Here is a 23939-nt window from a genome sequence, read left to right on the forward strand (position 1 = left end):
TCATGAATAAAATAAATGAATTATTTCATAAACATTATGCCCTAATTTCGTATTTAATTTTTGGTGGTCTAACAACCCTAATTAACATCGTTACTTTTGTTGTTTTCCAATCATACCTTAGTGTAAATTATCAATTTGCAAACGTAATTGCATGGTTTGTTTCGGTTGTTTTTGCATTCGTCACTAATAAGCTTTGGGTATTTGGCTCAAAGAACACTCATGTTTCAGGTTTAATACGTGAAGTTTTATCTTTCTTTGGCTTTAGACTTCTATCATTAGTCATTGATCAATTAATTATGACAATTGGTGTTTCTGTTTTACACTTAGATGCATCACTCGTTAAGTTATTTGATCAAATTTTCATCGTTTTAATTAATTATATTTTTAGTAAGTTATTTATTTTCAAAAAATCATAAAATAAAATTCAGTAAATTCATCCTAGGGGGCACTTTATTTATGACAACCAAAGTTCTTTCAATCGTTGTGCCATGTTACAACGAACAAGAATCTATTCCGCTTTTTTTTGATGCGGTTGAAAAGGAGTCTATCAATTTACCAGATATCCGATTAGAATATTGGTTTATTAATGATGGTTCATCTGATAACAGCCTCAAAGAAATGCGCCAATTACAAAAAGATCATCCAGCAACAGTCCATTATGCTTCATTTTCACGAAATTTTGGAAAAGAAGCTGCTTTATATTGTGGCTTACAAAAAGCGACTGGCGATTACGTAACTGTTATGGACGTTGATTTACAAGATCCAACCAGCTTTTTGCCTAAGATGTTAGCTATTTTAGAAGATCCAGAAAATGACTACGACTGTGTGGGGACACGTCGGACAACTCGTCAAGGTGAACCTGTGATTCGCTCTGCATTCGCTACTCTTTTCTACAAATTAATAAATCGCATCTCAGATACTGAGATTGTTAATGGTGCCCGCGATTATCGCTTAATGACCCGTCAAATGGTTGATGCTGTCTTATCAATGTCAGAATACAATCGTTTTTCAAAAGGTATCTTCAGTTGGGTTGGTTTTAATACGGAATACTTAGAATACACAAATCAAGAACGTGTTGCTGGTAAAACAAGTTGGAATTTCTGGGGCTTATTCAAATATTCATTAGACGGTATCATAGCCTTTTCAGAAGTACCTCTTTCAATTGCAACATTTGTTGGTTTCCTATCATTTGTTGGCTCTCTTTTTGCAATTATCTTTATTATTATTAGAGCGTTACTCTATGGTGATCCAACAGCTGGCTGGCCATCAACGATTTCAGTTATCTTAATGATGGGTGGCATTCAATTGTTTTGTATTGGGATTCTTGGTAAATACTTAGGTAAAATTTTCTTAGAAGTCAAAAACAGACCCGTCTATATTATTAAAGAATCAGACGTCTTCAGTTCAAAAAAGGATTAATTATAGGGGGATTCCAGCTATGCAGAAGTTTCGTTTCGATCTAAAAAAATCAAAAATGACCTATCTTTATTACATTATCATTTTTGCAATTTTAGCTGTTCTTATTTTTGGAACTTACAAACTAGCTGGATACTCTTTAATTCAAAGTCATGATCCTGCTGAACAGCATCTACCTGTATTAGAAAATTATCGTCAACTACTTGGTGAATTCATCAACCATCCCTTTCAACCACTCCAAATGTGGTCTTGGAAATTAGGGCTTGGCGCAGATCAATTTCAAACATTTGCTTATTACGTTATTGGAGACGTATTCGCCTATATTACGCTATTATTTCCCTCAAGTGCCGTTGTGACTATTTACCAGCTCACACTCATTTTGAGGTTATTTTGCGTGGGGCTATCATTTATCTTCTTTGCGAGACACTTTAAATTAACGAATAGCGCGATCTTAGGTGGGGCAATCATTTATACCTTCACTTCTTTTTCACTTTATTCATCCCTAATGCAACCTTTTTTCCTAACACCATTCATTCTTTTTCCACTTATAATTGTCGGAATAGAAAAAATTTTACAAGGGTTTAAACCACATTTCTTCATTTTTGCTTTTTCATGGATGTTTATCAGTAACTTTTACTTCGCCATAGTCTTAGGCATCGGTGCTTTTGTATATTTAGTACTACGTTTCATTTATTATTATCGAAAAAATCTCAGTTTCTTTAAAACAGCGGGCACTTTTTTAATCAGTACAGTCATCAGTTTACTGATTTCTGCCTTTATCATGCTACCGTCAATTCTTGCGGTCTTTAGTTCAACTCGGTCAGGTGGTCTATTCGCAAATGGTTTGACCTCTTTCCCCGCTTATTACTACATTAATTTACCTGCTCAATTACTTGCTGGCGGAGTATCTTCTTTCTGGGTTAAATTTGGCTTTAGTAGTTTAGCTGTTCTAGCATTATTCCATCTGTTTTACCATTGGAAACACTACCCACTAATGACAACGAGTCTTTCAATTGGGTTGATTATGTTACTATTCCCAATGTTTGGTGCGATGTTTAATGGTTTTCAAGCCCCTTCTAATCGTTGGATTCTATTATTATTTGTTCCCATTTCACTTGGAAGTGCCTTCTTCATTGATTCTCTCAAAAAAATAACGTTGCCTGAAATTAAATACCTCAGTATTTGTCTTGGTATCTATTTACTTTTAGTATCATTACCCTTTTATATTAATGGGACGACAGAAATTTTCATTCCTGTTATCTTTTTAATTTCTTTTTTTGTCGCAATCTTACTTTACCGTCAAAATAAAAATTCTGGTCGAATCATATTCGGTCTTATCCTAGTGAACTTGATCTTTACTGGGGTTTCTTTTGCATCACCTTTCACTAACTTTTATAGTAAGACTTTAATGCCCTCTGGTAGTTACCAGAAACTATCATCTAATCTATTTGATGGATTAGATAATTCTCTTCCTAAATCTAACTCATTTCGTGTTTCAACGATTAGCCAAAATTATAACTTTGGTTCTAACTACATGTTACGAAATAATTTAAATAATGATTTAAATTTAATTAACTCATACTACTCGATTCAAAATGGCGCAGTCGGAGTATTTTCAAACAGGTTACAAAATGCTCAATATAACAATAATATTCCGATTGAAAATTTTGATGATCGAACAATCGCTAATAACTTTTTTGGCGTTAAGTATCTCTTTACTCATTCAAATGAGCCAAATGAGTCAAAGATCCCCTATGGTTATACATTACTCAAAACTAAATCTGAAAATAAAAATAAACCTGAGAAAACCAATCTTTATGAAACTAAGAATAATTTTCCATTAATTTATTGGCAATCTGATGTCACTTCAAATCAAAAAACTGCTAAATTATCCGCTTCTGATCAAGAACGTCAATTAGCTAAAGCCGTTAGTATCGCGGATACATCCGGATTTAACCAGAAACAATCAACATTTGATACTGAAAACGTTGCCTATACAATTGTAAAAACAGTGAACGCCGGAGAACCTAACGAAACAAAAACACGTATTACCAATAATCACTATCGTAATAATCCTGTTTCAGATAGCTATCAGATTGACATTAAGAACGCAAAAAAATATCAAAATTCTGAATTGCATCTTTCATTAACTAACATTAAGCACCAATCACTGTCCTCTAAAGAACAAGTGAATATGGCTATTTTTAATAATACTACGAAACCAGATAACCAGTTATTAGATACGAATGGTCCCCGGTCAGCACAGAAATCGCTTAGGAAGCAACTGACGACAGGTTCTTCCAATACAGGCTATTCGATCGGGGTTAAATCTAATTTAACGACTAATACGATTGAGCAATTGGGTATTGAAAATCTTTCTTTCTTTAAAGTTTTATCTGATGCTACCCTAAATATGGGCTATCAAAAACAAATGCCCAAAAGTTTGGATTTACTTTTATCAAATTCAGGGACTTACTCATTCAACCTTAAAATTACTGCCGTTCCGCTTGGTCAAACTTACACAAATGATGTTAAAAAAATCCAGAAAAATAAATTAAATTCATTAAAATTTGCTACAAATAGAGTTAGTGGCAAAATAACAACAAATAAATTAGGTATCCTAACATCATCTATCCCTTACTCTACAGGTTGGACAGCGACTGATAATGGTCATAGCGTGCCCGTTATTAAAACAAATAGCGCTTTTATTGGCTTAAAATTAAAAAAAGGAACTCATCATATCATTTATAGTTATCAAACACCTGGCTTATCAACTGGTTTTCTTTTAAGTGTTTTTGGCCTCATTGTTTGGGGGAGTTATAGTTTAACACCTCTAATTTGGAGACGTTTAAGAAGACTTTAATTAGACATAAATGATATTATTATGACCTCATCTACTAAATAAATCTATTAGGGGTTTACTATCTTGTTAAATAAAGTCAGTTATCTTAAAAATCGTTTAATCGTATTTACAACCATCTTTTTGATTAGTTTATTTTTAGTTCTTCCACAAATAATCAACCACAGTCTAGTCTTAGGTGGTGACTCGCTTTTTCATTTCAATCGTATTTACGATACCTATATCCAATTTAAAACAGGTAACTTTAGTTATTTTCAAACTAACTATGGTTTTTTACAGAGTGGTCGCATTATTAACGCCTTATATGGACCAGGTTTTGCTTATCTGTTAGGTATCTTACTCTTAATTGTTCATAATTGGATTTTATTTCAAATCATAACCTCCTTTTTAATTTTCTTTATTAGTGGTTACTCAATGTATTTTCTATCTAGAGAGCTTCAATCCTCTAAGAAAATTTCATTATTGATTGCTAGTCTATTTATGGGGAGTTTTTACGTTACCCGTTGGTCAATTAACCAGAATTTTATGTCTTGGGGCGTTATGCTAATGCCCTTAATTGTCATCCTCGGGCTTAAAATGATTAAAAATAATGCTAAGGATTTAAAAGTACTACCATTAGCATTATTGATTTCAGCGCTTATTCAAATTCATGTCTTAAGTGCCTTAATGTCGGTTGGCGTCATCTTTATCTTCTTTGTTGTCGGTTTTTACAAGACAAATCAAAAATTACAGCTTTTATCAAAATGTTTCTTAGCGGCCCTTCTAACTATTGTTCTAACCTTTAATGTTTGGGGCGCTATGCTAGAAATTTTCACAAGAAATACGCTGTACTCGCCTTACACTCACTTAGATATGGCTAGTGCTACAATGCGTTTTTCAACAACTAGCTATAGCGCTTCATCTATAGGACTATTTATGAGCGTTATTTTCATTTTACAATTTGTTTTACTATTTTCTAGGTGGTCACAAGTATCACTTTCTAATAAGCTAATGACACTATTAGGAGCCTTATTTCTCCTGTTATCAACAAATCTTGTTCCTTGGACGACAATATCGAATCTAATACCACAGCTTCGAAGTTTTTTACAATTTCCTTACCGCTTTTATGGTTTTGCAACTGTCTTATTACTTGCTGGTTTTGGCAACTCTCTTTCTGAGCTACCTTCATTTAAGCCTAAAAAGTTTGGCGAGTTATTTTTAATCATTAGTAGTCTTTTTATTTTAGGTCAATCATATATTGATATTCAACAGCAAAATAAGCTCTGGAATTCCAATGATCCTCTTATTTATAAAGGGAGCGTTGTCGTTTCAAATCATCTAACGAGTGATCAAATTAGAACTAATTTTACTAGTTCTGATTTATCAAAAGGATTAAAGGTGGTTAAAAAAATAGCCCCAGATTATTTACCAAATAATCAAGAACAAAAGACAACATATAATAAAAAAGAATACAAGAAAGATATTGTTAGGAATCGTCCTAATATCACTAAGACTGTTACAAAAAATGGTGATTTAATCCTTAAATGGCATGCGACAAAAAAAGGTGAATCCATCGCACTTCCTATTGTCGTTTATAATAATTCAGAGCTCTCCTTAAATGGAAGTCAATTACACCGATTATCTCTATCTGCATTAGGTGTCCCTACTGTTAAGGCAACAAAAAAAGGGAGTAATCGTGTAGTGCTTAGATATCAATCGGAAATGATCACTACATGGCGTTTGTTTTTCGTCATTTTAACTTGGATTATTAGTATTTTATCGATGATAACACTCCATTTTATAAATAGAAAACTAGACAAAAATAGTGTTCATAAATGACAAGTCCACTCTAACTGTTGTTGGTAATAGCGTAAAAGCTATTACCAACAACAGTTTTTTCATACCAAAAAGTCCCCAAAAGTCATGAGACTTTTGGGGACTTTTTGGTATGAGATTTTTTAGCTAGTCTTGTTGTAAAATGTCACGGACTTTAGTTGACAATAAATCAATAGCAACTGTATTTGCGCCACCTTCTGGCACAATAATATCCGCATAGCGTTTCGTTGGTTCAATGAATTGATTATACATTGGTTTAACCGTTTTAACGTATTGATCAATAACTGATTGTAATGAGCGACCACGTTCCTTCATATCACGTGTGATACGGCGAATAATACGTAAATCATCATCTGTATCAACAAAAACTTTAATATCCATTAAACTTCTGAGCTTTTCGTCCCCTAGAATTAGAATTCCTTCAACAATGATAACATCTTGAGGTTCTGTTCTGATCGTCTCACTTGAACGAGTAAACTGTGTGTAATCATAAACAGGCATATCAATTGCTTCATTATCCAACAATTGTTCCAAATCACTAATCATCTGTTCGTTGTCAAACGCGAGTGGATGATCATAGTTCACTGCTTTACGTTCTTCCATACTCATTTCAGCTTGATCATTATAATAAGTATCTTGTTGTAAAATCATGATTGATTCGCCAGCTAATTGTGAATAAATAGCATTACTAACCGTCGTCTTACCGCTACCAGTACCACCTGTTACACCAATAATAATGGGACGTTTTGTTCTTTTGCTCATGCTTTAGAAATCCTCCATTTATTCGAAACGTTCAGGTTCTTGCTGACTATCTCCAAATCGATAAGCAACGGCATCTAATATTCGTTTAGCTGCTTGCCCATCTCCATAAGGATTTTTAGCATTTGCCATTCGTTCGTACTCTGTCTTATTAGTTATTAATGATAGCATGGTTTCTTTGACTTTCACAGGGTCAGTTCCAACTAACTTCAATGTACCCGCCTTCACGCCTTCCGGACGTTCTGTGTTATCACGTAAAACAAGAACTGGTTTTCCTAATGATGGCGCCTCTTCTTGAACACCACCTGAATCCGTCATAATAAAGTAACTTTTTGCAGCGATATTATGAAAATCAACCACATCAAGCGGTTCAATTAGATGAACGCGCTGTTCTCCACCTAAGACTTCTTCGGCTAAATCTTTAACAACTGGATTTAAATGAACCGGATAAACGACTTCAACATCTGGCTGATCTTTAACGACAGATTTAATCACTTCGAAAACACGACGCATAGGTGCACCTTGGTTTTCACGACGATGCATCGTGAGTAAAATCATTTTATTCGCAGGATTTACTTCTGATAGAACATCATGGTCATACTCTTTTTGAACTGTTTGTTTTAAAGCATCGATGGCTGTGTTACCTGTTACAAAAATATTTTCTTTTGGATGATTTTCTAATAACAGATTAGTTTCGCTTTGCGAAGTTGGGGCAAAGTACATATCTGCCAGTACATCTGTTAGTTGACGGTTCATTTCTTCTGGAAACGGTGAATACTTATCCCAAGTCCGTAATCCCGCTTCAACGTGTCCAATTGCCACTTGATTATAAAAAGCTGAAATACTAGCGGCGAATGTTGTTGTTGTATCACCATGAACTAAAATAATATCAGGCTGCTCTACTTTAATAACATCATCTAATTTTTGTAAAACATTTCGAGTTGTATCACTTAATGTCTGGTTAGCGTGCATCACATTCAAATCATAATCTGGCGTTATTTTAAATATCTCTAAGACTTGGTCCAACATTTGGCGATGTTGTGCTGTTACGACAGTTACTGTTTCAAACTCCGTCGTACGTTCTTTTAACTCTAAGACAACAGGTGCCATTTTTATTGCTTCTGGACGCGTCCCAAAAACAGTCATCACTTTTACTTTTTTCATAATTGGCCTCCTCAATGATTATATTAGTTACTATTATACCAAAGAAAAGACAAAATTCTGATTTTGTTAACAAAAATTTAATAGCCTAATTATTAATCATTTTCTCATTAATATGTTATCATTATTTCATAAATAAATTTGGAGGTCTTTCTATGTCAAAAATAAATTTTGAAGATCAACTTAAAAAATATGCTGAATTAATCGTCAAAGTCGGTGTTAACGTCTCAAAAGGCCAAACAATCGTCCTACAAATTTCCGTAACCCAACAAAAATTAGCTCATTTAATCGTCAATGAAGCTTATGCTGCTGGCGCAAGTGAAGTTATCGTTAAATGGGCAGATAGTCATGTCTCGAAATCATTCCTTGAATTTGCTCCACTAGACCGTTTAGTCGACGTTCCTGGTTATGCAACCTCAGAAGTTGAAGATTGGGTTGCTAAAAAAGCATCTCGCATCTCAGTCATGTCAGATGATCCTGATGCCTTTGCTGGTATCCCTTCTGAAAAGATTGCCTCACGCCAAAAAGCTATGGGTCAAGCTCTACGTCCATTACGTAAAGCAACTCAAAATAATGACGTTAGTTGGACTGTAGTCGCTGCCGCAGATACTGCTTGGGCTGAACTCGTTTTTCCTGAATTAAAAGGCGAACTTGCTGTTTCACGACTTTGGGAAGAAATTTTTAAAACAACACGTATTGATCATGAAGATCCAATTGAAGCATGGCATCAACATGATTTAACATTGCGCACAAAAGCTGAAGAATTAAATAAAGAACAATTTTCTGCTTTACATTATGTTGCCCCAGGGACAGATATCGTCATCGGTCTCCCTAAAAATCATTTGTGGGAAGGCGCCGGTTCATTTGATGCACAAGGTCATGAATTCATGGCTAACATGCCTACCGAAGAAGTTTTCACCGCACCTGATTCTAGACGTATTGATGGTTACATTTCTTCAACAAAACCATTAAGCTACGCAGGAACTACTTTGAGTGGTATGAAATTTACTTTTGAAGCAGGTAAGGTTGTTAAAGCAACTGCTGAACAAGGTGAAGAAGTTTTACAGCACTTACTAGAGACTGATGATGGCGCAAAATCATTGGGTGAAGTTGCTTTAGTTCCAGACCCTTCTCCAATTTCACAATCAGGAATAACGTTCTTTAATACATTATTCGATGAAAATGCCAGTGACCATTTAGCGCTTGGCTCCGCTTATCCCTTCTCTATTAAGGATGGTACTAAAATGAACGATACTGAATTAGCCGCTGCTGGTTTAAATTTAAGCCAAACGCACGTTGACTTCATGGTCGGCTCATCTGACATGTCAATTGATGGGCTTCGTGAGGATGGCAGTACAGTACCCGTTTTCCGTAATGGGGATTGGGCATAAATGATCACATAAAAAGGTATAAACTAGCATTTCTGTTAGTTTATACCTTTTTCACTACTACTTATTTTATTGATTAGGTTTTTGTAACCCAAATTCAGAAAGTATATCTTAATATAGTATATTAAAATCATATGTTTGTTTATATTAAATGTCATTTTTATAATCCCTATAAGTAAAGGTAATAAAAGCTAAGCTACTAATCACCCACGCTGCAATAACCATCATTAGTCGAGGTTTAGTAATGATTTTTGAATGATAACTAAGCGTTACTCTATTGATACCTTTTTTTGTTGCTTTAATCGTTGGACTACCTATATTTGATAAGGTAATCTTTTTTATATTAAGCTTAGTTCCATTTAGTGTAACTTTTGAATTGTTATAAACAATAATAGGTAAGGACATTGTTTCTCCTATTTTTGTTGCAGTCCATCTAAGCGATAAATCACCCTTATCTGTCACTCTTTTTATAATATTTGACTTATTCATTATAATTTCATTTTTATATTCATTGTAAGGATCCTTGCTTAATTCTTGATTATTAGGTAAATAATCTGGAGTTGATTTTTGTGCTACCTCTAACCCTTTTTTTAAATCACGATTAGTAAAAGCATTTCTTATTTGGACAGTACTTAAAGAATCTGGGGTTGTAACATGTCCTTTAGCTATAATTGACTCATTTGAATTCCAAATTTCATTTTTAGTCTGAATATCACTATACGATTGCCCTAAAATAAAAATACTTCCGACAATTAAAAACAATGAACAATTTTTCTTTGCATTCGGCGAAGGTAACGTAGAAATTGTAGCACTGAACCCCGCTACTAATAGAATCGTAGTAAAACTATCAAATCGATAAGGAAACTGTAAAAAACTTTGTAACTGTGGAATTAATATAGATATCCTAGTCCACGGAAATAAATTTGTAGTTAGAGCAAGAAAAATAGCTCCTATTATAGTAACAATCTTATTAGCTAGAGATAATTCTTTTCTTTTTGAAAACAACCAAACAATTTGTAACACAAAAATGATACTCATAACCAATCCAAACTGTGTACCACTATAGTTACCAGTTGAAAGGTTCATGGTTGAACCAGACATGTTTGAATTGGCAAATGGTGAATATATTTTATTATTTGAGAAAACATCCAACATAGCTCCCCAAACATTAAAGGTCAGAACTAACGCCAGTAAACTGGCTAGAAAACATTTTAATAAAAGTTGTAATTTCTGGTTAGTTTGAATAAAGCCAATGAAAAAGAATACAACTAAAACGCCAATTGACATTAAGGCGCTTAAGACGTGAATTTGGATTAGCACTGAAACTGCTAATGCTAAAGGTAGTACTTTTAAATCCTTAGCATTATTTTTAATCATTTTAAGCCCAAGAATGACAATCAAAGGCATCAACATAACGCCCCATATCATAAAATTCTGATAGATTGACCATCGAGTGATATAGAAACTACCCATAAAAAGACTAGCAGCTAAGACTGAATTTTTTTTAGTCGCTTTCAATTCTCTAGATAGAAAATACATTGAAAATCCACTAATAAAGAAAATTATGAATGACGTGACAATTTCAAATTTAATCCAACTATGCACGATACCTAGTAATCCACCTAAAAGGTAAGTAAACCCTGGTCCATATAAGGCATTAACAATTCGACCACTTTGTTGAAAACCGTAATTAGATTGAAAATAATTAAAGTTACCTGTTTTAAGCTGCATATAATCATCATAGATACGGTTAAAATGGAATAGAGAATCAGCACCAACTACTAAACTATTATTAAGTATCTGCGGAACTGTCAGAAAAAAACTTAATATAAAAATAACGCAAAATACCGTTCCATATTTTTTTAAAGATTCAAACTTATTTATCAAGCTATTTACTCCCAAATAAAATTATTTAATGGTTTAATTATAACAATAGAAAATTGTGCTGTCACTCAAGAAATATAATATTGCTAGAACTAAAAGATCAATATCTATGAAACTACTGACACCTTAGCCATGTTGTAAATGAAAATTATGACTATGAATTTAAAAATCTACAATAGTAATAATTGACTTATTTATTTTTGCCATTTACAATGAAGTAATCAGCCTTTTTGTCTCTGTAGCTCAGCTGGATAGAGCAACCGCCTCCTAAGCGGTAGGTCATCAGTTCGACTCTGATCAGGGACATCTTAAATAAATTTTCCGCCTTATAGGTTACAAGACTTCGGTATACTGCCGAGCTTTTGTAACCTATTTTTTATATATTTAACTTGTAAGTGCTATTTATTTTATCCTTGAAATTGTAGCAGTAGAAGAATTACTATTATATAAATTGTATTAATGAATGCAATTAATATAAATAACAACATACCACATAGACGATAACCAATATTTTTCTGAAAAAAGGGTAGTCTTTCAATATAAGTTCCAATGCCAATCATACCCGTCCCCACTAACCACATGCCAATCGTTAAATTCACAACTATTAACCATGGTTCAATTAAACACAACACGATACTAACAATTCCTACCCATTTCATTTCATTATTTACAGGTTTAAACCTTTTTCTCATCGGAAAGACCTTCTTCCACGTTATATATATTTGTTTAACAATTTTTTTAAGGTCTAAAACACATCATTTTATCCAATCTTTTCTAAACTATCTTTAAGATTTCGATAATTGTACACCTAATATTATTTTTCCACTAAGCAATAAGACTTTCGCAAATAAAAAAATACTGTTTAAGCAAACAATCATTGCTTAAACAGTATTTTAAATCGCATCGAAATTTTATATCTTCAATTTTTCCAGTTTATAATTCGACACCATTTGTTTTAATAACATTTTGATACCAATAGAACGAATCTTTTTTCAATCGATTTAGCGTCCCGTTACCTTCGTTATCTCGATCTACGTAAATGTAACCATAGCGTTTCGCCATTTCGCCTGAGCCTGCGCTAATTAAATCGATACAGCCCCATGATGTGTAACCTAGACAAGAAACCCCGTCTGCAATCGCCTCACCCATTGCTTCAATATTTTCACTTAGATAAGAAATGCGATAATCATCATGAATTTTATTGCCTTCTTCCACAACATCTTTTGCACCTAATCCATTTTCAACAACAAATAATGGTTTCTGATAACGATCATAAATTTGATTCATCGTTGTTCTCAAACCAAGGCCATCTGTTTGCCAGCCCCATTCGCTTGTCTTTAAGTAAGGATTTTTTAAGCTATCAAAGACATTTGCTGCTGTTTTATCAGTCATCTCAGGATCAGCGCTTGCTAATCTTGATGAATAATAGCTAAATGAAATGAAATCAACTGTATTTTCTAATAAATCTTTTTCGTCGGTATCTGCCATTTTAATTTCTATACCCATATCTTTAAATAATCTTGCCGAATAACTTGGGTAGTAGCCACGTGACTGAACATCAATAAAGAAGTATCCTTCCCGATCCTTTGTCATTGCTTCAAATACATCTTTTGGATTAGGTGTATTGGGATAGGTAACCCCAGCCGCTAACATACACCCTATCTTAAAATCAGGATTAATTTCGTGTGCTAATTTTGTCGCAAGCGCAGAGGCAACTAATTGATGATGTGCCGCTTGATATTTGATTTGGTCAGGATTATCAATCCCTTCCAAATCTAATCCACCGCCCAATAACGGAATGTGTAAAATCATATTAATTTCGTTAAATGTTAACCAATACTTAACCTTATCCTTATAACGCATAAATAAGACGCGTGAAAAGTTTAAGTAATTATCAATCATTCGACGGTCAGCCCAACCATTCATTTTTTTCAACATCCCTAACGGCGTATCGAAATGGTTAATTGTTACTAACGGTTCCATCCCTAATTCGTTACAAAGATCGATAACTTTATCATAGAATTCTAGCCCTTTTTCGTTTGGTTCTTTTTCATCACCTTGTGGAAATATCCGTGGCCAACTAATTGACATTCTGAAGGTTTTGAAACCCATTTCTGCCATTAATCGTAAATCTTCTTCATAATGATGATAAAAATCAACAGATTCATGACTAGGATAAAAATCTTCTTTCATCTGCATCGCTTCTTTTACATTAAATAAATAATCCCAGCGACCATGGTGTGCGTCTGGTAATATATCTACTAATGACAGGCCCTTACCATCAACATCATAGGCCCCTTCAAATTGATTAGCGGCCGTTGCGCCACCCCATAAAAAGTTATCTGGAAAATTTGATTTTGTCATCTTATTGACCTCCTGAATTAATTTCTAAATCTAATAAATCAGTACCAACAATTATTTCTGACTGGTCTTTAGCAAGTGGTTTAATTTTTTTATATTTTGGTGTGTTCGTCACGATAATTGGCGTAATAATTTCATATCCTGCCTGTTTAATACCTTCAATATCGAATTTAAGTAATAAATCGCCTTTTTTTACGACGGTATCAATTTCTGTTTGAATTTCAAAATACTTACCTTCTAATTCAACTGTATCCATTCCGATATGCATTAAAATTTCGGCGCCATCGTCTGTCACCATACCAACTGCGTGTCCTGTTGGAAAAACTAATGTTATTTTACCATCAGCAGGTGCGTATAATTGACCAACTTCAGGTAGAATTGCGATACCGTCACCCATAATACCAGAACTAAAGACAGGGTCTTTAACCTCTGATAAAGGTAATACTTCGCCTTTAAGTGGGCTACCAAGGATTTCTCCACTCATTTCTACTTCTACAGGTACTACTGACGTTGTTACTTTTGTTTCAGCAACAGCAACGGGTACTTCTTGATCTTCCTTTGTTAAACCGAACATAAGTGTTAAGACATATGCCAATACGAATGAAACAACGATTGCTATCAGCACAGCGTAGAATGACATATCAATTCCTGTCTTAGGATTCAAGTAACTTGGAATAGAGAAAATGCCTAATCCACCAACCATGTATCCTTTTGTCCCAAATACACCAAGAACCATGCCACCAATAGCGGCTGAAATACATGTAATAATAAATGGTTTTTTACGAGGTAACGTAATTCCGTAAATAGCGGGTTCCGTAACACCAAAGATTCCTGAAATAAATGAAGAATAGCCAAGACCTTTTAGTTTTTTATTTTTTGTTTTAATTGTAATTGCCAATACTGACCCAATTTGAGCGAACGTTGTCCCTAGCATAAGTGCTAAAATTGGATCTGAGCCTGTTGTTGAAATGTTAAGTAAGGCAAGTGGAACAAGTCCCCAATGTAACCCGAAGATAACAAGTACTTGCCATAAGCCACCAAGAACTGCGCCAGCGGCAATTGGACTAAATGTGTATACAGCTGTAAATCCGGTTGCCACAATATCACTAGCCCAAGTTGTTATGGGACCTATAAAGATAAATGTAATAGGCACAACAACAAGTGCTGTTAACATTGGCACTAAGAATGTTCGTACAACTTCTGGTATCACTTTTTTGAAGAATGGTTCCACTTTTGATGCAAACCAAATTGATACAATAATAGGTACAACTGATGATGCGTAACTCATCATGATTACTGGAATCCCCAAGAATGTCATATAGATTGGTGATTCAAAAATTGTTCCTGCAAATAAAGTGTACAGCACTTTTCCACCTGAAGCGGCTAGTGTTGCTGGCAATTGTGCCACAATAGTTGGGTAAACTAAGGATGCACCAATAACCATTGCCAACAATGGATTAACGTGGAATTTTTTACTAGCACTGTAAGCTAAGATAATCGGGAAGAAATAAAAGAAAGAATCTCCTAATGCATTTAAAATAATATACGTTCCAGATGTCGGTGCCACCCAGCTAAATGCGACTAGTAATGAAACTATTCCTTTGATCATCCCTGTTGCAGCTAAAACACCTAGAGCTGGTGCAAAGATACCTGAAATCATATCAATAAAGGCATCAAGCGGTTTCATTTTTTCGCCATCATTATCTGGCACAATGCCATCACCATCAAGTCCGCTACCTTTAACTAATGCATCATAAACTTCCGGAACTTGATTTCCAACAACCACTTGGTACTGGCCGCCACTTTTAACAACGGTCACTACGCCGTCCATATTTTTCAACATATCGGTATTGGCCTTAGATTCATCTTTTAATTTAAATCTTAGTCGGGTTGTACAATGGACTACGCTATTAACGTTAGCTTCGCCACCTACATTTTTTAAAATATCTTTAGCTAATTTTTCGTAACTCATCACAATCACTCCTTTATATTTTTTATAAATTAAAACCCAGTTATCCATTTCAACTCAAAAAATACGAGTTTGCATGGATAACTGGGTTTATGCTTGCTTATAAATGGCAATAACACACCTAATTATCAATTTATTTAATTTTCTGTTTGCCGATGGGTTACTCGCCAGATATGTAAAACTAGATAAACTTGTTCGTCTGCTTGTAAATCCCAATCGGCCCGTTCTCGAATATACTGCACGATTTTTTCCACTGTTTCGTACACTTGTGGATACCGACTAATCATCATGGCGAGCAACTCAGGGTCAAGTTCTGCACGATCAATCTCAGTATTATGAAAATGCCTAATGAATAAATAGCGTAAATGTGAGACAAATCGACTATAATTAAATGATTTTTCGTCGAGAATAATACCAGTATCTAATTGAATAATATTAACAATTCCCGAAATGAGTTCTGTCAGCTTCATCGATTCTTGAACAGCATGTCCGCCTTCTTTGACGTTAATCAAATGATAGGTTAATAAAATCAATTCATTATTTTGAACCGTAATGTCAAATTTTGATTCGATTTCTTTAATACCAACCTTTGCAGCTTGGAATTCACTTGGAAATAATTTTTTCATTTCCCAATGAACAGATCGGTCATTTAAAAACATTTCTTCACGATTTTTTTGTAATGAATATTGAAAATGGTCCACTAAAATCAAAAATTGAACATCATCAAATGTCACATCAATTAATGGCTCTACTACTCCAACAAAAGTTGTCGTAACTTCCAAAGTTTCTGCATCAAATCCTGAAATTAATTTCATTGTATCTGAATCTTCTTCAGCTTTAAACCGTCGGTCAATCTGGTCCTTATCGATATTATCTCCAGCATGATAACCGAATCCAATACCGTTACCAATGACCACCCACTCAACATTGTCGGATGATTCAACTAAAGCTGCATTATTATTAAAATTTTTTACGAACTTCACATCAAACCGACCCCTTCCCATAAAAAATGACCTACAAATACAGATATTTTCATATCTACATCAATAGGTCATGCCTGATCGAATCAGTAACACTCATTTCATATTTATTGTATCATTTATTGTAAGCGTTATCAATAGCTATTTAAATTACTTTATAACTTACTACCATTTTCTTTAATGACCTTTTGATACCAATAGAATGAATCTTTCTTATATCGTTTTAATTCTTTCGCACTTTCTTCATCACGATCAATATAAACAAAGCCATAGCGCTTTTGATAGCCATTTGACCAGCTCAATAAATCAGTGAAACTCCAAGTTGTATACCCAATGACTTTTACACCGTCTGAAATGGCTTCTTGAATGGCTTTAATATGTTCATTGATAAAGTAAATTCGGTAATCATCATGAATTGTATTGCCTTCTTCTAATTTATCATAAGCACCAAGACCGTTTTCAGTAATAAGAACAGGTAAGTCGTAACGACTATCAATTCTTCTCAGAGCAATTCTTAGCCCTTCAGGATCAATATTCCAATCCCAATCAGTTTGTTTTAAAAATTCATTATTAGTAGTCTTAAACATGCCTGGAACGCCACTTTCGGAGCTAGTCCCCTTTTTACCTGTATTATTTTCAGCAGCAAGTCCAACACCACCAACTAACGGATTAGCCGCAATTGTTTGGGTTTGATAATAATTTAAACCCATAAAATCTGGTTTTCCAGCAATTAAAAGAGCTTGATCTGCTTCTGTAACAGTAGGTGCAGTTCCACGTTCAGTTAACCATTTATAAATCATTTTTGGATAACGTCCATAAACATAAATATCCATCCAAAAATGAGCAGCATAATCTTCATAGTTAGTAGCCGCAACTTGGTTTTTAGGATCTCCATTAACTGCATAACCCGGGCTATAGGCAAAGCTAGGCCCAATTTCACCTTGATAATGACCTTCATGAAATGCCTTAATTGCTGAAGCATTTGCTAAATTAGCAATGTGATTTGCAGCATACATTCTTTTTTCATCATTTACTGCAGGCGGATGACTCTCCATTTGATAGCCATGAGAAATAAATACGTTTTGTTCATTTAATGATACCCAATATTTAACACGATCACTGAATGCATCAAAACAAGTTTTCGCATAATCCGTAAAATCAGTAATAATTTCACGAGATTCCCAACCAGCATATTCATCTTGTAATGCTTGTGGTAAATCCCAATGATAAAGTGTCACAACAGGTTCAATATTATTCGCAATTAACTCATCGATTAATCGATTATAAAAATCTATCCCCTTTTGATTAACTTTACCTTTTCCTTCTGGATAAATACGTGTCCAAGCAATTGAAAAACGGTAAGCTTTCAATCCTTGCTCCTTCATTAAGGCGACATCTTCTTTAAAACGGTGATAATGATCGACGGCTACATCACCATTTGTACCCTTAAATGTTTTCCCAGGAATTCTTACAAATTTATCCCAAACTGATAATCCTTTACCATCTTCTTGATACGCACCTTCAATTTGGTAAGCAGCTGAGGAAGCCCCCCATAAAAAATCAGTTGGAAATTGACTCATTTTTTCATATTCCATTATCTATTCTCTCCTTAAAAATAATCACTTAATATCGGTTGTTCTTTAATTAATGCGCCATCGAATAACGTCACGTCGCCTGATACAAATCCATATTGTTTTAATTGTTTAAATGTTCGATACCCCATCATACTTCGTGTTAAATTTTGAATATCCGTTGTAAACGTAGTTGCTGAATTTTCAGTCTTTTCAACTTTTGTTTGTCCGTCTATTCGGCTAATTTGCCAATAGCCTTCATTAGCCTGAATAGTCGAATCTTGAACTTGAATCACAATTTGTGGAAAATCTTGCTGGTAAGGGTATCTGCTGAGAAAGTCTTCAACATTTACAATTCTTGCCATCATGTAAGGTTGCGTTGTCACTTCAACTTGAGGATTTGCCAGTACATCTGGAAATGGCTGTCCAATTGGACTCTCATAACTAAACCATTCGTATGCTGATTGATGCTTAAGCACAAAATTTTGTAATTGGAGCCAACTCTCACTTGTTTGATATATCCATTCAACGATTTTAAATTCATCAGTTTCTCTTTGATAAACAAGATAGCCTTCTGACTCATTTTTTTCATTATAATAGACCGCTACTTCCCAGTTAGGGTGTTTCTCCGCCGAATAAGTTAACCACCAATCTGGCCGTTCAATACCACCTTGTTGAGAGAGCTGATTCTGTTGGTATAATTTATTTAATTCCTCTTTTACATCCAAATAACGGTGACGTTCAACGTGACCTATGGCCTTAACTTTTAATCGTGGTAAATCCTTCGTATTCATCCGATATATCGTTTGATCAAATGTTGCTTCGTAACCGAATTTACGATAGAACGGATACGAAAATGGCGCTAAATACGATAATGTCGTTCCATTATCATACATCTCATCCAGAGCTAAATTCATTAATTGTCCAATACTACCCTGACCAGCAAATTCTGGATAACTTGCAACATAGCCAATACCACCCATTTTAAATTGAGTCCCGTGAAAATGAGTCGTAAATGGTGTATTAATCACACCGCTGACAACTTTCCCAGATTCAACTGAGCCCCAATCTGATGAATGCTCATAAAGTTTGCGAAAAAAGCTCTTTCTCTGTGCTGATACTTTTTTATTAAAGGCATAAATTGATAAATCAAAGTAACTTCCAAAATGAGTTTCATCTAACTTCATATTTGTCATGGATCTACTCAACTCCTTCTTCTGTACGAATTAACCTCTTTAAATATAGCACGGTTACCCTATTCGTGCAATCGCTTACAAAATTAGTCAATAAAAAAATCATCCAATTATTATTGGATGATCCTTCTCATTAATCAAAATGTTCTGCTTTTGGTTTGCGTCTTTTACCTTTATTTTTTTGATTTCTCAAACGAACTTTACGATGTGGTTTCTTTACTGGTTCATCAGATTGCTTTTGACCATCAACTGTTTTGGCTTTCACTTCAACTGGTTTAAGTTTCTTAGCTTTTGGTTCAGCCACACGTTCTGGTCTTTCTGTTACAATCGCACCATCATATAAGTAACCTTTTTCAATTTCAAATGGTGTATTTTTTAAATCTTGTTTTAAGGTACGTAGATCATGTTCATTTCCAAGATTAATAACCATCCCTTCAGCACCCATCCGGCCTGTCCGGCCGACACGATGAATATATGACGTCGTATCTTTAGGCATATCATAATTTACGACTGCGGGTAACATTGGAATGTCCAAACCTCGAGCGGCAACATCCGTCGTTAGTAATAATTTAATTTCATGCTTATGAAGTTGTGATAAAGCATTAGCACGATTAACTTGGCGTTGCTCGCTATCTAAGACAGCGACTGGTACATGATCATATTTTAATTTTTGAGCCATATCTTGTAACGATGATAGTTGGTTAAAGAAAACTAGTGCATAAAAATCTTCAACATTTGCTAAACGACGCAACGTTGATTGACGTTTACGCGTTGGTGTTTCAATTGAATAATGGTGAACGATACCTTGTGTTTGATCAACTTCACGAACATCATAAGTTGTCACATTAGCACCAAACCATTTTTTCAAATCATCTAATATTGCCGTTTCCGTCGCAGAAAAGAAACTTAATTGAATGCCTGCAGGTGCCTGGCTGATTAAATCACGACAAGTTGTTAGTGTTTCATCCGTTAATAAATCATCCGCTTCATCAATGACAACTGATTTAACTTTATGTAATTTAATTTTTTTATCTTCAGCTAAATTCAATAAGCGACCTGGTGTTCCGACAATAATCTCAGGTTTTTTCTTTAAATTTTCAATTTGGCGTTTCATATTAGCACCACCAATAATAGCTTGAACTTTTAAATCAAGTTCTTTAGCCCAAGGACGAATGACACCTGCTAATTGCATAGCTAATTCTTGTGAAGGTGCAATAATCAATAGTTGAATGCCATCTTTAGGTATTAATCTTTCGAGTAAAGGTAAGCTGAACGCTAATGTTTTACCAGAACCGGTTGGTGCTAATCCAAGGATATTTTCACCTGATTTTAGAGGTTCATAAACGGCTTCTTGGATGGGTGATTGTGTTTCAAAACCTTGTTCTTTAAAATATGCATCAAATTTTGGATTCATTTTAGTCTCTTTCTTTTAACTTCATAGGATTAGTTTTAATAATTAAGTATAGCATATAAAAAATAAGCTTCCATTGATTCACAGAAACTTATCTCAATAATTCTTATTTATGATCAGCTGGAAATTCAATTCCGGCACTTTTCCTTAAATCAAACAATACTTGATTAACTGTCACACTAAGTTTTTGCCATTTTATATAATCAGCTTTGTTCGTTACGTCATTGGGGTTATTGATGACTCTAGCAAAATCAATCGCTTCAGCTAACATCGGATTTTTAGCTGGTTTTTGACTAAGTAGTTCTTCTTTATCAGAGCCATCTCGATAAAGAACCTCATTTAATTCAGCTGCATTATCCATCACAATTGTGTCTTTTAGGCCATAGATTTCACTAGTTAAATATGAATTTGCTGTCTTACCAATATTTAAGGTCACTCTAAAATCTTCATAAGTTAGAATTGCGACACCTTTACCATCAACACCTGTTGGTAACATTGTTGGATAGTACTGAACTTCAAGTGGTGTACCAAACCAAGAAATAGCATTATAAACAACGTAAACACCTAAGTCTTGTAATGCACCACCAGAAAATTTTGGTGAGAAGATATTAGGTTCTTCACCTGCTAAAATAGCATCATAACGTGACGAATACTTCATATAAGTTAAAGTTGCGCCTTGGATGGTCTCTAGTTCAGTTACTTTTTGTTCAATAATTTTGAAATTATCTTGATGAATTTGTCGAGCTGCTTCAAATAATTGACTTCCAGGATGTTCCCTAAGAACCGTCTGAATAGCGGCCATTTCTGTTGGATTTGAGACCACTGGTTTTTCGGCAATAACTTTTTTACCAGCTTCAATCGCTAATTTAATTTGTTCAAAATGTAAACTATTCGGAGAAGCAATATAGATTACCTCAAATTTATCTGAATTTAAAAATTCTGTCATATTATCGTAAAAATTTGTTGCACCATATTTTTCACCAAAATCTTTGGCTTTTAATTCGGTTCTTGAATAGACACTAGTCAATTGAAATTCATTAGATTCATGCGCTGCTTCAACGAATTGACCTGTAATCCAATTTGTACCAATAATACCTAATTTAATCATACCCAATACCTCCATTTTATTATTAAATTCATTATAACAACAATTGAACCGTTTTCATAACGATTGCTTTATTTCAATTTTGTGACGATAGATTAAATTTATATATATTTTGGGCAATTCTTTCCGCTTGTTAGCTAAAAGTGCTATATTTAAGTAGAAGAGTTCTAATTAGGAGGGATAGCTGTGAAGAAACGTAGTTTTGCACTACTAGGTGCATCATTTTTTATTGGATTAACGAAAGATATTAAGTCTATAACCGCACCTAAAACTAAGGTTTCTTTACCTATTTTTTATGCTGGACATTGGCTATTCTACGATGAATTAAGTCATCGACACCATAATTTGGATATTTCATCAGACCTCACAATTCGAATTGACGAACGTGCACTCGATGGTAAGATTGAACATATAGATGAGCGTGAACTTAGTTTCTTAGATGAATATGGTTTTCATCTAAGAATTGATGCAAACGATCAAGGACCAGTGAGTTTGTTTGACGAAGCAGATAACCGGACCTATCCCATTAAATTAGCCCCAATTGTAGAATCACAAGATGATAAAAATGAAGATGTAGATTAACAGAATTTTGTTGATTATCATCTTCATTTTTTGTTTCATTACACGTTTAAATAGTCTAAAATAGTTAAATACGCATTTTAATATAGAAACGAGGACCTTTTTCCATGAACAATGATCACCTAAAACGAGATATTGGCTTTTTCGCTGCCCTTTCAACTGTAATGGGAACAGTTATCGGCGGAGGCGTTTTTTTTAAAGTTTCAAGCGTTACACAACAAACCCAATCTGCTAACTTAACTTTATTTGTTTGGTTACTTGGTGGCTTTTTAACTATCTGTGCTGGATTAACCGCTGCAGAACTTGCAGCCGCCATCCCAGAAACTGGTGGCGCCATTAAATATATCGAATATACTTATGGCCGTTTCCCAGCATTTTTACTTGGCTGGGCACAAATAATCATTTATTATCCAGCAAACATTGCAGCTCTTTCAATTATTTTTGGCACACAATTAATTAATCTTTTCCATCTTGATTCACATTTAATTATCCCATTTGCTTTAATTAGTGGAATCAGTATCACATTGATTAACTTTTTAGGCGCCAAAGTTGGTGGTACCTTTCAATCAATTTCATTAGTTTTAAAATTATTACCTATTATTGTCATTGTGATATGGGGGATTTTCACTCCTGGACAAGTGACGTTTAGTTTAATTCCGTTAACATCCGGCGCGCACCAGTCTTTCTTTACTGCTTTAAGTGGCGGCCTTCTTGCGACCATGTTTGCTTATGATGGCTGGATTGGGGTTGGAAATATTGCCGGAGAGATGCACCATCCAGAACGTGATTTACCGAAAGCCATTATTTCAGGATTATTTTTCATCACAATTATCTATACATTAATTAATTTTGTTTTTCTTAAGGCTCTTCCTATTTCAGGATTAGCTGGCAATTTAAATGCAGCTTCTGATGCCTCAAGACAACTATTTGGACAATTTGGTGGTAAGTTTGTGACCGTTGGTATCTTAATTTCAGTCTACGGTGCCACTAACGGCTATACGTTAACCGGTATGCGCGTTCCATATGCGATGGCCTTAGAAAACCAACTCCCCTTTAGTAATTGGCTAAAACGCTTATCTCCTCATACGAGAGTTCCATATATTGCGGGCTTTTTACAAATAAGTATCGCAATAATAATGATGTTCTTAGGTAGTTTTGATTTATTAACAGATATGCTTATTTTTGTTATTTGGATTTTTAATGTACTAGTTTTCGTTGCTATCTTTATATTACGAAAACGTGAACCTGAATTAAATAGACCCTATAAAGTTCCTTTATATCCAATCATTCCAATCATCGCGATTATTGGGGGTATTTTTATACTCGTTGCGACACTATTAACACAAACGACGTTAGCACTTGTTGGTCTATTAATAACGGGACTTGGCATTCCTGTTTACTTTATTCATCAAAAAAGCCAAGGATAATTATACAAATAAAAACATTCAACTTTTAGAGCCAGATAGGCTCATATCCCTTAAGTCGAA

At 34.4% G+C, this 23939-nt stretch carries 18 protein-coding genes and 1 tRNA gene; 8 read left to right on the forward strand and 11 right to left on the reverse strand.

Annotation, left to right across the window (positions count from 1 at the left end):
* Positions 1-2 precede the first annotated feature (2 nt).
* The 4 genes from AC1RP4_RS04555 (at position 3) to AC1RP4_RS04570 (ending at position 6094) form a co-directional block, all read left to right on the forward strand.
* On the forward strand, positions 3-416 hold the full coding sequence (locus AC1RP4_RS04555) for a GtrA family protein (protein ID WP_481761550.1): 414 nt from the start codon (positions 3-5) through the stop codon (positions 414-416).
* A gap of 40 nt (positions 417-456) precedes the next feature.
* Positions 457-1419: a glycosyltransferase family 2 protein gene (locus AC1RP4_RS04560; RefSeq protein ID WP_481761551.1), complete on the forward strand. Its 963-nt coding sequence runs from the start codon at positions 457-459 to the stop codon at positions 1417-1419.
* Between the two features lie 19 nt (positions 1420-1438).
* On the forward strand, positions 1439-4279 hold the full coding sequence (locus AC1RP4_RS04565; RefSeq protein WP_481761552.1) for a YfhO family protein: 2841 nt from the start codon (positions 1439-1441) through the stop codon (positions 4277-4279).
* A 63-nt stretch (positions 4280-4342) separates the two neighbouring features.
* Positions 4343-6094, forward strand: coding sequence for an MFS transporter (locus AC1RP4_RS04570; protein WP_481761553.1), 1752 nt, complete (start codon positions 4343-4345; stop codon positions 6092-6094).
* 123 nt (positions 6095-6217) lie between these two features.
* On the opposite strand, the gene udk is transcribed toward AC1RP4_RS04570, so the two are convergent.
* Both udk and wecB read right to left on the reverse strand, forming a co-directional pair.
* Positions 6218-6853, reverse strand: a complete 636-nt coding sequence (udk, locus tag AC1RP4_RS04575; protein ID WP_481761554.1) for a uridine kinase — start codon at positions 6851-6853, stop codon at positions 6218-6220.
* 18 nt (positions 6854-6871) lie between these two features.
* On the reverse strand, positions 6872-8014 hold the full coding sequence (wecB, locus tag AC1RP4_RS04580) for a non-hydrolyzing UDP-N-acetylglucosamine 2-epimerase (RefSeq protein WP_481761555.1): 1143 nt from the start codon (positions 8012-8014) through the stop codon (positions 6872-6874).
* Positions 8015-8166: 152 nt separating this feature from the next.
* Between wecB and AC1RP4_RS04585 the strand changes: the two genes are divergently transcribed.
* Entirely contained in the window at positions 8167-9402 is a 1236-nt protein-coding gene (locus AC1RP4_RS04585) for an aminopeptidase (RefSeq protein WP_481761556.1), read from the forward strand.
* 144 nt (positions 9403-9546) lie between these two features.
* On the opposite strand, the gene AC1RP4_RS04590 is transcribed toward AC1RP4_RS04585, so the two are convergent.
* On the reverse strand, positions 9547-11286 hold the full coding sequence (locus AC1RP4_RS04590) for a DUF6541 family protein (protein WP_481761557.1): 1740 nt from the start codon (positions 11284-11286) through the stop codon (positions 9547-9549).
* Between the two features lie 229 nt (positions 11287-11515).
* On the opposite strand from AC1RP4_RS04590, the gene AC1RP4_RS04595 reads away from it, so the two are divergent.
* Positions 11516-11589, forward strand: a tRNA-Arg gene (locus AC1RP4_RS04595).
* A 101-nt stretch (positions 11590-11690) separates the two neighbouring features.
* Here AC1RP4_RS04595 and AC1RP4_RS04600 read toward each other — a convergent pair.
* The 8 genes from AC1RP4_RS04600 to AC1RP4_RS04635 form a co-directional block, all read right to left on the reverse strand.
* Complete coding sequence (locus tag AC1RP4_RS04600) at positions 11691-11975, reverse strand: hypothetical protein (RefSeq protein ID WP_481761558.1); 285 nt, start codon at positions 11973-11975, stop codon at positions 11691-11693.
* Between the two features lie 241 nt (positions 11976-12216).
* Complete coding sequence (locus AC1RP4_RS04605) at positions 12217-13647, reverse strand: 6-phospho-beta-glucosidase (protein ID WP_481761559.1); 1431 nt, start codon at positions 13645-13647, stop codon at positions 12217-12219.
* Position 13648: 1 nt separating this feature from the next.
* Positions 13649-15616, reverse strand: a complete 1968-nt coding sequence (locus AC1RP4_RS04610; RefSeq protein WP_481761560.1) for a beta-glucoside-specific PTS transporter subunit IIABC — start codon at positions 15614-15616, stop codon at positions 13649-13651.
* Positions 15617-15750: 134 nt separating this feature from the next.
* Complete coding sequence (locus tag AC1RP4_RS04615; protein WP_481761561.1) at positions 15751-16596, reverse strand: PRD domain-containing protein; 846 nt, start codon at positions 16594-16596, stop codon at positions 15751-15753.
* 152 nt (positions 16597-16748) lie between these two features.
* Positions 16749-18188: a glycoside hydrolase family 1 protein gene (locus tag AC1RP4_RS04620; protein WP_481761562.1), complete on the reverse strand. Its 1440-nt coding sequence runs from the start codon at positions 18186-18188 to the stop codon at positions 16749-16751.
* Positions 18189-18202: 14 nt separating this feature from the next.
* Positions 18203-19360 (reverse strand): GNAT family N-acetyltransferase, encoded by a 1158-nt coding sequence (locus tag AC1RP4_RS04625; RefSeq protein WP_481761563.1) that lies wholly within the window; start codon positions 19358-19360, stop codon positions 18203-18205.
* A gap of 130 nt (positions 19361-19490) precedes the next feature.
* Positions 19491-20771 carry a DEAD/DEAH box helicase gene (locus AC1RP4_RS04630; RefSeq protein WP_481761564.1) on the reverse strand — a complete coding sequence of 427 codons (1281 nt, stop codon included), beginning with the start codon at positions 20769-20771 and terminating at the stop codon, positions 19491-19493.
* 103 nt (positions 20772-20874) lie between these two features.
* Positions 20875-21876 carry a Gfo/Idh/MocA family protein gene (locus tag AC1RP4_RS04635; protein ID WP_481761565.1) on the reverse strand — a complete coding sequence of 334 codons (1002 nt, stop codon included), beginning with the start codon at positions 21874-21876 and terminating at the stop codon, positions 20875-20877.
* A gap of 183 nt (positions 21877-22059) precedes the next feature.
* Between AC1RP4_RS04635 and AC1RP4_RS04640 the strand changes: the two genes are divergently transcribed.
* The gene (locus AC1RP4_RS04640) at positions 22060-22455 is read left to right on the forward strand and encodes a DUF4828 domain-containing protein (RefSeq protein ID WP_481761566.1); all 396 of its coding nucleotides are present in this window, start codon (positions 22060-22062) and stop codon (positions 22453-22455) included.
* 104 nt (positions 22456-22559) lie between these two features.
* Positions 22560-23879: an APC family permease gene (locus AC1RP4_RS04645; protein ID WP_481761567.1), complete on the forward strand. Its 1320-nt coding sequence runs from the start codon at positions 22560-22562 to the stop codon at positions 23877-23879.
* The last annotated feature ends 60 nt before the right edge of the window (positions 23880-23939 follow it).

The sequence above is a fragment of the Dellaglioa sp. CoH-56-MRSF-10 genome (assembly GCF_056782175.1).